The following is a 10,758-nucleotide window of genomic DNA, read 5'->3' on the forward strand; positions in this document are numbered from 1 at the left end:
CTCGGGAGCGGTGTTTGACGGCGATAAGCTGGAACTGCGGATTGCTGCGCGGGACGGTGGCAAGCTTCATGTAACGAGCACGTCCGCAACCAAGCTGCACCGGATGCTTGATGGATCGGCGTTTCAGCAGGTTCGTTTGGAGGCCAGGCAAGGATCGTACATCGAGTATCTGCCGGATCAGCTCATACCCCAAGCCAAGTCGTCCTATGACCAGAAGACCACGATCGACATGGATCGAGGATCCATGCTCATCGCAAGCGAAATCATCGCGCCCGGACGTCTGGCTCGTGGCGAGGTTTTTGCATTCAGTCGCTTGAGACTGGACACGCAGATAACGGTCGATGGACGCACGCTTTTTAACGACAGCCTCCTCATGGAGCCGACGTCAATGCCGATTGCTGTGAGAGGAGTCCTCGGCTCGTTTCTCTATGCAGGGAATCTGTTGGCGCTCAGTCCAGGCGGCAACACGAAGGGCATTTTCGATGCCGCTTCGTCGATGAATATGGCGGGTGACGATTTTCGCCTCGGAGTAGGGGCTTTGCCTGGAGCGGTCGGCATCATGGTCCGTATTCTCGCCCGCTCATCAGCAACAATCACGAGTCTGATCGACGATGTGTGGTCGCGGATTCGAATGCAGATGATCGGAGTGCCTGCGCCATTGAGGAGGAAGTAGATTCGATGCTCGTCTCAAATGGAATAATCGGCTCTCAAAGCGAAGTGCAAGGCAACGCCGGTACATTGGACTTTATCGAAGTCCCTTGGTCGGAGGCGGGGAAGCGGCGGCTCAGGCGGCGCACAAAGGGCGGGCTGGATTTCGCACTCTCAATGGAGCACAGCCAGTATCTTTTTCACGGAGCGGTTCTATTTAGCAACGAGGATCACGTGGTCGTCGTATCAAGGCCAGAGGAACTGGCACTCGTCATCGACCTTAGCCAGACGAACCCGGTGCCCGACATTGTTCGCCAGGCGGCGCTTATCGGTCATGCTTTCGGCAATCAGCACGTACCGGTCGAAGTCGATGGTTGCTCCATACTGCTACCGATGTTGTCGAGTGAGGACCTCATGGCGAAAACGGTTCGAGACCTCAAACTTGGCGAACTGTCACTGCGGTTCGACTATGTTCGTCTAGGAGCCTCACATCCCCTTTCGATGTCGGGGCACGCCCATGACTGACATGAAAGTGGGCAACGCAAGTTTCCTGATGGCCCTCCAGTTGGCCGATAGTTCGCTCCCCATCGGGCGTTATGTTCACTCCAGCGGACTGGAAGGGATACTCGAGGAACTCCCGAAGAGTTCGGCTCAAATCGCGGAAGTTATCAAAGCTGTCCTCCTCCACGGCTCCGGCCGTTGTGATGCTGTTGCCGCCGCTCATGCACATAGAACGTTTTGCGCGTCGGACCTCGAAAAGCTACATGCTGTCGACGAACGTCTCTTGGCTACAAAGCTTTCGGCACCGGCCCGAAACGCATCAATTTCGTGCGGTCGCCAGTTGGCGAAGCTTGCCCCTCAAGTTTGGCCTCAAGACGTTCTCGATCAATTTTGTAACGAAGTGCAATTGCGTGAAGTCGCCGGTAATCTGGCAGTTGTAGCGGCGGCCGTGTCGGCCTCCAACGGAATCGGCATTGAGCAAACTGTTCTTGCAGAGTTGCGCGGCACCGCAAGCAGCCTCTTTTCGGCAGCCGTGCGGCTTGGCCGAATGGGGTCGGCAGAAGCACAAATTCATCTACATCAATGTGTCCCGTTCATCGTCAAAGCTGCGGAGAGAGCGTTGATATTGGACCTAGAGGAAATGAGTTCGACGACGCTCGAATTGGATATTGCGATGTTGCAGCTTCAGCGTAATCCGTTGCGCCTATTTGCCACTTAGCAGAAAGGCACCAGATGTCCGGCGTCAGCGAACTGCAGGAATCATACCGCTCGGAGGGTACCTGGCCGGTGGGCGTCCTGTACTCGAGAAGCGGGATCACGGCTATTGCCGAGATTTCCCAGTTGCAGGGAACCTTACTGGCCATTTCCGAGATAAATTCAACGGGTGGCGTGCTCGGAAAACCAATCTCGCCCTTAATCCTCGACCCTGCCTCCGATCCGCGACGCTACGCCCAATTTGCCAGTTCGCTTCTGATGGATCGAGGGGTGACTAACATATTTGGCTGTTCCGCTTCCTACAGTCGAAAGGCCGTGATTCCTGTCATAGAGCGGCGTGGAGGTCTCCTTTGGTACTCAATTGGTTATGAGGGGTTTGAATACTCATCGAATATTATCTATACTGGCCCGGCGCCCAACCAGCTTCATCTGCCGCTCGCTGAATATCTCTTTCCCCGATACGGCCGAAAGTTGATGTGTGTGGGAACCGATTATCTTTTCCCACGCGAATCAAACCGAATTATGCGAGATCTCGTATCCGAGATCGGCGGCAGTATTGTTGGCGAACACTACCTACCGTTTGACGCACAGAGAGACGCCTTTTTGAGTATCGTCAAGGAGGCACGAGCGCTTGGCTCCGATGTAATCTTTTCTACGGTGGTGGGGCCTGGAATAGCAGCACTTTATGATGCGTATGCCAGCGAAAATCTTGATCCGTCTGTAATGCCGATCGCCTCCTTGACAACGAACGAGACGCATTGTCAAGAAATGTGGTTCGAACCATTGCCGGGACATATCGTTTCCGCCCCATATTTCGAGACGGTAGGATCGCCGCGAAATAATAACTTCGTCGCCAACTATCAACAGCGTTTCGGAAAACGGCCGACCGATGCTTGTGCCGAGGCTGCATATTTTACGGTTCTGCTATTTGCCCGAGCTTTAGAGCGCGCTGGGACGCTGGAGCCTGAACGACTTCGAACAGAAGTGCTCGGATTGGAAATCTCTGCTCCTCAAGGCGTGATTATGGTCGATCCTGATAATAGCCACACTTATCTCTGGCCACGAATCGGCATGACGGAAGCTGGAAGGAAATTCAGGGTTGTCGCAGAATTCAAACAGGCAATGAAACCCGATCCGTATCTTATCAACTATGTGGGATCGGGCCGGATTAACCACGTCCAAGGATAGAAAGAAGCTTCATGTCCGGCGAGGCGTTGATTCGAGAATTACGGAAACTGCAAGTTTGGGTGATTCATCCAGAGGACGCAGCTTGTAATGAACTTATTCGACATCTGAAGCGGATAGGGTGCCAGGTCAATACACAGTGGCCGGTACCTGAAAGTTGGCCAGTTCGTGCGGATGTCGTCTTTTGTCTTTTCAGCGGACATCTTCCCAGCGACGTAAGTGCCTTAAAAAGGGATCGAGAAGGCACGCTTATCGGGATTGTGGAGTATGAGAGCCCTACCATTGTTCGCGAACTGTTGGACGCTGATGCGCAGGCCGTCATCGCGAAGCCCATCCATCCTTTCGGTATCCTGTCAACTCTATCCGTCGCTAGTTCGCGCTACCGCTTTGAACGGAGACAAAGTAGCAAAATCGTGAAGCTTGAAGAGACCTTACGATCGCGCCGTGTAGTGAACAACGCGGTTCGGCGTCTGGCTGCCGAGCGCTCAATTAGCGAAGAGCAAGCGTATCAACTAATCCGACGCTGGTCTCTGGAGCAGCGTGTTTCAATGACACAGGTCGCTGACCGCTTCATCGCCATGAACGAAGGCAGAGATGACTGTGCCTAGGAATTCTAAAGGAGATACAAGATGAAGTCTGAAAGTGGCTTGGATTCTGTCCTTCGTGTTGCGCTTGACTGGGAAGTAGATCCAATGGATCCTCCGGCATCCTTCGGGGGCTGGAATACAGGGAGAGTGGTTCAGCAGGTTTTCGAAAGCTTATTCGAGGATGACCTTGAGGACGAAGAAGCAAGCCCAACGAAACTCATCCCCGCACTTTCCACATCGGTTGATATTTCTGGCGATGGGCTTCAATATACATTTCATCTGAGAGAAGGTGTCCGATTCCATGACGGGACACTGTTCGACGCGGAGGCGGTTCGCTACAATATAGACCGGATGTGGAATCCCGAGGCCGCCCAGTATTCGCCAGTAGCGGCGGATTATAATCGAATTGGATTGGAGGTGTTGGATTCCTTAGAGATTTTGGGGCCGTACACAATCAAACTCACATTGAAGGAGCCTTTTCCAGAATTTCTCCGTTACATGACGCAAGAAGATGCTCCAGGCGCGCATGTTTACATCAGCCCAGAAGCACTAGAGAGACTAGGTAATTTGGGCATTGCCGATCATGCGCCCGGAACTGGCCCGTTTCGTTTTGGCGACCGCTTTCAAACGCCTTTCGGGAGCGGTGTTCGGCTGCAACGGAATGAGAATTACTGGCGGGGCGCACCCAAGCTCAAGGGTATTGAGTTTAAGCCGTATCCGGATTTGAAAGATCGGTATGAGGCACTACTCACCGGCAATGTTGATTTCGCTTATGGCCTGGAAGGTAGTGATCTCGACGAACTAGAGCGGCGCGGCTTCATTGTAAAAGAGTGCCGTGTTCCGTACATTTGGTATTTCATTTTCAACATGCGTGATCCGGTTCTTCGCGACAGTCGAGTGCGCCATGCCATTGCCCATGCAGTCAATCGGCAAGAATTGAGCGATGGACTCTTTCGTGGAGATACAACCGTCGCATCCGGAATGTTGCCGCCAGCCTCCCCAGCATTCGATGATAAGTACAAATTCCCTTACGAATACGATCCAGAACGGGCAAGGCAGCTTTTCAAGGAAGCAGGTGTCCCGTCCGATTGGCGATTGCGCATCAAGACTGCAAATGCAGGTTCCGGGCAGCTCATACCCGTACAAATTTGCGATTATCTCGCGAGGAGCCTTGAGGCAATAGGGTGTGGTGCAGAGATAATAAGGACAGAAGACTGGGTCGACTACTGTAACGAGTGGCGCTCTGGTTTACCGGATGGTGCTGGCGTCTCACAAATGAGCTGGGGCATGTCTTGTGATATTTGGCTGGACCAAGTGCTGCACTCCAGAAATTGTTCTCCATTCGGGTTCAATGCAGGATATTATTCAAATTCGGAAGTCGACGGCATATTGGACAAAGCACGACAAATTGGGAATGATGACCAACGGAGGCACCTTTATCGAAGGGCTAATGCATTGATCATGGAAGACCTGCCGGTACTTCCCATGCTGACTTTGCGACGTGGTGCTGTTTGTTACCATCCCCGTGTGAAGGGGTTTCGTAACCCCAGCCAAAACTGGCATTCGTTTAAGTCTGTTTGGATAGATTCTAGAATTTGAACGCCCCCATAATATCGGGGTTATTTGCGCTTTGCCTGAAGCCGCCTGTGCTGTCGGCGCAGACCTCCTTCGATCTACCGCCGACAGCACATCAAAAGTAATCACGATGAAAACAAACGCAAAGAGAACCACAATGAAAAAGAGTCCAATTATAGTATTGGTGGCCATAGCCATGTTCGCTGCAAGCGCGACGATTGCCAATGCCCATGTCGGCGTCGGCGATACAGGCGGTTTTGCCCATGGCTTCTGGCATCCGATCGGAGGTATCGACCATATCCTCGCCATGGTCATGGTTGGTTTGTTTGCCGCTCAGTTGGGTGGTCGCGCCATGTGGCTGGTCCCGGCAGCTTTCGTCGGTGTCATGGCTTGGGGCGGGGTGGTCGGCTTTTCCGGCCTTCCGTTACCCTTTGTCGAGCTGGGCATTGGCCTGTCCATCGTCGTGTTCGGCGCTGCGGTGGCATTTGGCCTGAAGCCTGTCGTCGCCGCGGCCATGGGGCTGGTCGGCTTCTTTGCCCTGTTCCATGGCTTTGCCCATGGCGCGGAGATGCCGGACAGCGTTGCTGGCCTTGCTTACGGCGCAGGCTTCGTTATCGCGACCGCGCTGCTGCATGCTGCCGGTCTCGGCCTCGGATTGCTCGCGGCGAGCGGTGCCGGCCCGCGCGGCGAAACCCTCATCCGTGCCGCTGGCGCGCTTACCGCCGTGGCGGGCGTGGCAATCGTCAGCGGGGTTATCTGACCCTTCTTCGGGCTGCGTAGCCTCGCGGAAGGCAGCGCAGCCCAATTCCTCGCATACCACGTGCGGTAGGAATTCCCGCCAATGATGCCGGGCAGCATTCAGCCGCCAGCCGATCGCACGCCGCGCCAACATCTGGCGCGTCACAGCGGAAAGGCGGCAGGCAACAATCAATGAGGATTGGAGGCCGACCGAAAACTGCACAGCAAGCCGACCTTGCGCCACTCAGGAGACGTGAAAGATGGGAAATGTCGACGTTGAACTCATAAGACAAGCCCGGCAGCCTCGCGAAAGCGACCGGGTTAAATTTTGCTCGACCGAAGAGGACACCGCGCTGGCCGAAATTGCCGAAGGCGATCTGGCGTCCGCTCCAGATCCGCGTTTCAGCCGTGAAGCACTTCTTCAGACCGCTATCGGACGTTCGGTGCGCGATTGGCGCAGGCGGCATGACTTGAATGGTCTCGATCTGGCCAAGGCGGCTGGAATTTCGCTTGGCATGCTGTCACGCATTGAAAACGGCACTGTTTCACCCTCGCTTGGCACGCTTCAAGCCATCGGCTCGGCCCTCGGCGTCCCTGTCAGCGAGCTCATCAGCGGCTACAACGAGCGCAGTCGGGCCGTATTCGTTTCTTCTCACTACGAAAGCTTGCGGGAAAGGGTCTCCACCTCGCTTGTTCGCGAAACATCCACCTCAACGCCGCTCGCGCTTGATGCCGTCATCGTCAAGCTTGCATCGGAAGAAGACAAGCGGCCGATGTTCGACGATCAGGGCACTTTCTTCGTCTATTGCCTCAATGGCGAGGTCACCTATTCGCACGCCAAGAAAAAGTATGCCATGGCGCAAGGCGACAGCCTGACATTCGAGGCATCCGGCCCGCACGGCATCGTGATGGGTACCCGGTTTCCCGTTAAACTGCTGGTCGTGCGCAACCATGTGGCGCCCAAACCCGCTAGAGACGGTGCGGTGGTTAACCCCGACACGATGATACGAAAGGGGAGGGTTGACCTATGAGCCCACCATTTACAATCGAGGCACTGAACGAGCCAAGTTACCTCCACACCGGTCCGCTTTTGACTTACATCCATGGCCGAGCGTCGTCACATCTGGCGCATAATGACGACCACAGCGTGCCGATCTCGTTGATCAATCCCGATGGCGCTACCAGCCCGCCATCGTAAAGCAGCCGGGAAACTCCACCTTCCGACGATCCAAACAATGATATCGGATCAAAACGGTCGAGGCTCTAATCGCCGCTGGATGAAAGTTCAGTGGCAGGTCACTATAAGCAAACTGCCTACTATCCGTTGTTTCCTGCGAAACTGATGACCATCAATTATCCATTCTTGACCAGAATCAATACTTTGTAGGACTTCCACGAGTAGCCAATTCTTTTTGGCGTCGACAGGAGATCTTTGTCAAGAACTCTTTCTCTCACGGCGCCATCCAGCATCTCGTGTTTGTCGAGATTCGTCCATTGAGGGCCATACCGATAATTAATATTGACGTCATATTGGTTGTGAGCGTCCGGTGAGCGGATTTTGCTGAACGAGCCAGTTAGGCGATGTTCTGGCATTAGAACCAGCATTAGTGCTGACACTAATATCAGATCTGAGAGGTTGGCATGGCTCGCATGGAGATCATTTCCGGCGTTGAGCGTAGGCGGCGGTGGTCGAAGGAAGCGAAGCTGGCGATATTGGCTGAAGCCGATCAACCGGGCGTTCGCATTGGTGATGTCGCTCGTCGCCATGACATTTATCCTGCGCAGATCCGTTTATGGCGGAAAACGCTTAGCCACTTGGATGTGTCAGCCTCGTTCCTGCCGGTCCACCTGGTCAACGAAATAAGCCTCGGGCAGATGCCGGCGGCCGGCGGGGGGCCAGTGCTTATCAAGATCCAGCTACGAAATGGTCGCAGTTTGAAAGTTCCGGCGGACATTGAACGCAAGACGCTGTCATCGTTGATCGCGTGTGTTGAGGCTGCATGATCGGGCCGACAGGAAATGTGCGGGTCTACTTGGCTTGCGGGGTGACCGATATGCGGCGCGGTATCGATGGTCTGTCTGCTATGGTCGAGGCGGTGATCAAGGAAGCGCCGGGTTCCGGAGCGATCTTCGGGTTCCGTGGAAAGCGCGCCGACCGGATCAAGCTTCTATGGTGGGATGGCCAAGGGTTCTGCCTATTCTACAAGATTCTCGAGCGCGGATACTTTCCTTGGCCGACGGCGAAAGATGGTGTTGCGCATCTGACGCAGGCTCAGTTGTCGATGCTTGTTGAAGGGATTGACTGGCGCCGACCAGCGTGGACTTCCGCCCCTGGCCGAACGGGTTAAAAGCTATATTTTACAGAGACATCCGAGGCAAAACGCTAGTGCTTTCGCTGCAAATCGGCTATGTTTTTGGGCATGAAAGCACCGCCGCTGGACAGTCAGGACGAGCTATTGGCATTGCGCGCGCTCGTCGCTGAACAGGCGGTGAAACTCAGCGCGCAAGAAGCCGAAGTCATCAAACGCGACTCGATCATCGGTCTTCTGCGCGCGCAGCTGGAACTGCTCCGACATCGGCAGCACGGCGCATCCTCAGAAAAGATCGATCGAAAGATTGAGCAATTCGAACTGATGCTCGAGGAGATCGAATCCTCTCGCGCCGAGGCTGATGCTCGTTCCGGAAAAGGCCTGCTGCCAGATCTGGATGATACCCCCGACAAGCCGAAACGCAGACCTCTGCCGGATGGCCTTCCAACTGAAGAGCGGGTGTACGCAGCGCCCTGCAGTTGCCCGACTTGTGGTGGCCTGTCCTTCCTGAAGGCGGCCGACAAGGTGGTCCAGGTGATGGAGCATGTGCCGGCTTCTGTGAAGATTGTCCGGCATATTGAGAAGCGCATGGTCTGTAAGGACTGCGATACAACGGTATCGGGTGAGATGCCGAGCTTGCCGATCGAGCGAGGCAAACCTGGACCAGGACTGCTCGCACACATCATGGTCGCCAAATTTGACGATCATATCCCACTCTACCGTTTGTCCGAGATGTACGACCGGCTGGGGGTAGACATCTCCCGCTCCGTCATGGCGGACTGGGTCGGTCGCGTGTCAGTCCTGCTGGCCCCGCTCATCCTGCTGATCAGAGCCCACATCGCGGCCGTCGATCGAATACACACGGACGATACCCCGGTCGATGTCCTCGACCCAGGACGAGGAAAGACGAAAACCGGCAGGGTCTGGGTCTATGTCTTCGATGGCAGCGGCTACAAGGATCCCACGCCCGGAGCGATCGCCTATTACTATAGCCCCGACCGAAAGGGCGTGCATCCGGCTGAACACCTCGCTCACTTCAGCGGCGTAATGCATGCGGATGGGTATGCTGGCTACAGCAAGCTTTACGGCAACCAGATCATCGAAGCTGCCTGCATGGCGCATGTGCGCCGTAAGTTCCATGATGTGATCAAGCTCAAGCCATCTCCGATCGCCGACGAGGCTCTGTCGCGCATCGGTGCACTCTACGATATCGAGGACCGTATCCGCGGCATGTCGGCTGACGAGAGGCGAACACTGCGCCAGCAACACGCCAGACCCATTCTGGCGGACCTCAAGGCCTGGATTGAAACGACGCTTTCGACGCTGCCGCAGAAACAGAAGCTAGCAGAAGCGATGCGATATGCTCTCTCGCGATGGGCAGCTTTGAGCGTCTACATTGACGATGGCCGTGTCGAAATCGATAACAACATAGCTGAGCGCGCTATGAGGCCACTCGGAATTGGAAGAAAAAATTGGCTCTTTGCTGGGTCAGACAAGGGCGGCGAGCGCATCGCCAATATCCTGACCATCATCGAGACAGCTAAGCTCCATGGCCGCAATCCAGAGGCCTATCTGACAGACGTCCTGACCAGGATCCAGAGCCATCCGAAGGATCGACTTGAGGAACTGCTCCCGTGGCAGTGGGCTCCGGCAAAAGACCGGTACGAGGCTGCGTGATGGCGCGCTCAAGGATCATCTATACCCTCAAAGAGGTCGCTGAGATGATCGGCGAGAACCTCGAGTTGATCGAAGAGGTGACCGCCAACTCGGATAATATCAGCGAGGGCGAATTGCTTTATGTCCGCGACGGCAGCGAATACGGCACGAAGGGCCTGACCGAGAACGGCGTGGACGAGCTCCAAAATCTCCTCGCCGACATAAGGACATGGGATGGTGGAATCCGCCAGTTTCTCGTCGATGAACAATGCGATCCGGATGTGGTCGAACGCGTTATGGCAGACGAGATGAAACGCGGCCTATAATATCGGCCTCTCAACCAAGCGAAAATGCCTTCGCCGGACGCTCACTATTGGTTGTGTGCAAGCTTCCTTTTCTGGTGGCGGGCTAGCCACTGTAACATCAGCGCCGAGTTCGACTTGCAGGTTTTCCTGCCAGTGCGATTATGTGGCGCGTGGCATTCTCAAAACTGAACATTATTTCATCGCCTGAGATGGCTGTTGTCGGCATTTGGCCGCAGCCTCGAAGGAGGTGAAAGATCAATAAGGGGAACGCAATGAGAACATCACTAAAAAAAGCTCTGGTATTGTTTGCGGCAACCGCACTTTCAATCGGAGGGGCCTTTGCTGAAGACGATCCAATTTTGTTGGGTATTCCACTCGGATTAAGTGGAGCAAACAGTGTCACTGCCCCCGCAGTGATCCAGGCAATGGATCTTGCAATTTCAGAAATTAATGACGCCGGAGGAGTGTTGAACAGGAAGTTCGCCATGGAACTTGCCGACAGTGCCTCGAGTGCCGCGGGAGCCCAGAAAGCGTATGACT

Annotated in this window: 15 protein-coding genes; 14 read left to right on the forward strand and 1 reads right to left on the reverse strand. The window is 54.9% G+C overall.

What is annotated here, in order from left to right; translation table 11 throughout:
* The 9 genes from ASD50_RS14535 to ASD50_RS23170 form a co-directional block, all read left to right on the forward strand.
* Window positions 1-673 (forward strand): urease accessory protein UreD (locus ASD50_RS14535; protein WP_056242644.1); only part of this gene is annotated, 673 nt, incomplete at its 5' end.
* Between the two features lie 5 nt (window positions 674-678).
* Entirely contained in the window at window positions 679-1,173 is a 495-nt protein-coding gene (locus ASD50_RS14540; RefSeq protein WP_056242646.1) for a hypothetical protein, read from the forward strand.
* Window positions 1,166-1,867: an urease accessory protein UreF gene (locus tag ASD50_RS14545; protein WP_082549679.1), complete on the forward strand. Its 702-nt coding sequence runs from the start codon at window positions 1,166-1,168 to the stop codon at window positions 1,865-1,867. Before ASD50_RS14540 ends, ASD50_RS14545 begins: the two co-directional genes overlap by 8 nt.
* 14 nt (window positions 1,868-1,881) lie before the next feature.
* Entirely contained in the window at window positions 1,882-3,051 is a 1,170-nt protein-coding gene (locus ASD50_RS14550) for a transporter substrate-binding domain-containing protein (protein ID WP_056242650.1), read from the forward strand.
* An 11-nt stretch (window positions 3,052-3,062) separates the two neighbouring features.
* The gene (locus tag ASD50_RS14555) at window positions 3,063-3,656 is read left to right on the forward strand and encodes an ANTAR domain-containing response regulator (protein ID WP_082549680.1); all 594 of its coding nucleotides are present in this window, start codon (window positions 3,063-3,065) and stop codon (window positions 3,654-3,656) included.
* 21 nt (window positions 3,657-3,677) lie between these two features.
* Window positions 3,678-5,234: an ABC transporter substrate-binding protein gene (locus ASD50_RS14560; protein ID WP_056242653.1), complete on the forward strand. Its 1,557-nt coding sequence runs from the start codon at window positions 3,678-3,680 to the stop codon at window positions 5,232-5,234.
* Between the two features lie 133 nt (window positions 5,235-5,367).
* The gene (locus ASD50_RS14565; RefSeq protein ID WP_056242655.1) at window positions 5,368-5,970 is read left to right on the forward strand and encodes a HupE/UreJ family protein; all 603 of its coding nucleotides are present in this window, start codon (window positions 5,368-5,370) and stop codon (window positions 5,968-5,970) included.
* 238 nt (window positions 5,971-6,208) lie between these two features.
* Entirely contained in the window at window positions 6,209-6,979 is a 771-nt protein-coding gene (locus ASD50_RS14570; RefSeq protein WP_056242658.1) for a helix-turn-helix transcriptional regulator, read from the forward strand.
* On the forward strand, window positions 6,976-7,146 hold the full coding sequence (locus ASD50_RS23170; protein WP_156465109.1) for a hypothetical protein: 171 nt from the start codon (window positions 6,976-6,978) through the stop codon (window positions 7,144-7,146). Before ASD50_RS14570 ends, ASD50_RS23170 begins: the two co-directional genes overlap by 4 nt.
* A gap of 155 nt (window positions 7,147-7,301) precedes the next feature.
* Here the strand turns inward: ASD50_RS23170 and ASD50_RS23920 are convergent, their stop codons facing one another.
* Entirely contained in the window at window positions 7,302-7,715 is a 414-nt protein-coding gene (locus tag ASD50_RS23920) for a hypothetical protein (protein WP_244484541.1), read from the reverse strand.
* On the opposite strand from ASD50_RS23920, the gene tnpA reads away from it, so the two are divergent.
* The 5 genes from tnpA to ASD50_RS23175 form a co-directional block, all read left to right on the forward strand.
* A complete protein-coding gene (gene tnpA, locus ASD50_RS24325) occupies window positions 7,599-7,952 on the forward strand; it encodes an IS66-like element accessory protein TnpA (protein WP_413813896.1) in 354 nt (117 codons plus the stop codon). The two genes, ASD50_RS23920 and tnpA, sit on opposite strands and share 117 nt — an antisense overlap.
* Entirely contained in the window at window positions 7,949-8,296 is a 348-nt protein-coding gene (gene tnpB, locus ASD50_RS14585) for an IS66 family insertion sequence element accessory protein TnpB (RefSeq protein ID WP_018240454.1), read from the forward strand. Before tnpA ends, tnpB begins: the two co-directional genes overlap by 4 nt.
* A gap of 72 nt (window positions 8,297-8,368) precedes the next feature.
* Window positions 8,369-9,934, forward strand: a complete 1,566-nt coding sequence (gene tnpC / locus ASD50_RS14590; RefSeq protein WP_056242665.1) for an IS66 family transposase — start codon at window positions 8,369-8,371, stop codon at window positions 9,932-9,934.
* Entirely contained in the window at window positions 9,934-10,239 is a 306-nt protein-coding gene (locus ASD50_RS23925; RefSeq protein ID WP_037069814.1) for a hypothetical protein, read from the forward strand. Before tnpC ends, ASD50_RS23925 begins: the two co-directional genes overlap by 1 nt.
* A gap of 251 nt (window positions 10,240-10,490) precedes the next feature.
* Window positions 10,491-10,758, forward strand: a 268-nt coding sequence (locus ASD50_RS23175; RefSeq protein ID WP_156465110.1) for an ABC transporter substrate-binding protein, incomplete at its 3' end; no start/stop codon positions are given.

Origin of the sequence: Mesorhizobium sp. Root552 (genome assembly GCF_001427285.1) — a bacterium.
In the GTDB taxonomy this organism is placed as follows: domain Bacteria; phylum Pseudomonadota; class Alphaproteobacteria; order Rhizobiales; family Rhizobiaceae; genus Mesorhizobium.

Bases quoted from the DNA above. Each gene is read 5' to 3' on its own strand.
- tnpA (WP_413813896.1), top strand. From the start codon at position 7,599: ATGGAGATCATTTCCGGCGTTGAGCGTAGGCGGCGGTGGTCGAAGGAA.
- ASD50_RS14545 (WP_082549679.1), top strand. From the start codon at position 1,166: ATGACTGACATGAAAGTGGGCAACGCAAGTTTCCTGATGGCCCTCCAG.
- ASD50_RS14550 (WP_056242650.1), top strand. From the start codon at position 1,882: ATGTCCGGCGTCAGCGAACTGCAGGAATCATACCGCTCGGAGGGTACC.
- ASD50_RS14565 (WP_056242655.1), top strand. From the start codon at position 5,368: ATGAAAAAGAGTCCAATTATAGTATTGGTGGCCATAGCCATGTTCGCT.
- tnpB (WP_018240454.1), top strand. From the start codon at position 7,949: ATGATCGGGCCGACAGGAAATGTGCGGGTCTACTTGGCTTGCGGGGTG.
- tnpC (WP_056242665.1), top strand. From the start codon at position 8,369: ATGAAAGCACCGCCGCTGGACAGTCAGGACGAGCTATTGGCATTGCGC.
- ASD50_RS23920 (WP_244484541.1), bottom strand. From the start codon at position 7,715: ATGGCGACGAGCGACATCACCAATGCGAACGCCCGGTTGATCGGCTTC.
- ASD50_RS23925 (WP_037069814.1), top strand. From the start codon at position 9,934: ATGGCGCGCTCAAGGATCATCTATACCCTCAAAGAGGTCGCTGAGATG.
- ASD50_RS14560 (WP_056242653.1), top strand. From the start codon at position 3,678: ATGAAGTCTGAAAGTGGCTTGGATTCTGTCCTTCGTGTTGCGCTTGAC.
- ASD50_RS14540 (WP_056242646.1), top strand. From the start codon at position 679: ATGCTCGTCTCAAATGGAATAATCGGCTCTCAAAGCGAAGTGCAAGGC.
- ASD50_RS23170 (WP_156465109.1), top strand. From the start codon at position 6,976: ATGAGCCCACCATTTACAATCGAGGCACTGAACGAGCCAAGTTACCTC.
- ASD50_RS14555 (WP_082549680.1), top strand. From the start codon at position 3,063: ATGTCCGGCGAGGCGTTGATTCGAGAATTACGGAAACTGCAAGTTTGG.
- ASD50_RS14570 (WP_056242658.1), top strand. From the start codon at position 6,209: ATGGGAAATGTCGACGTTGAACTCATAAGACAAGCCCGGCAGCCTCGC.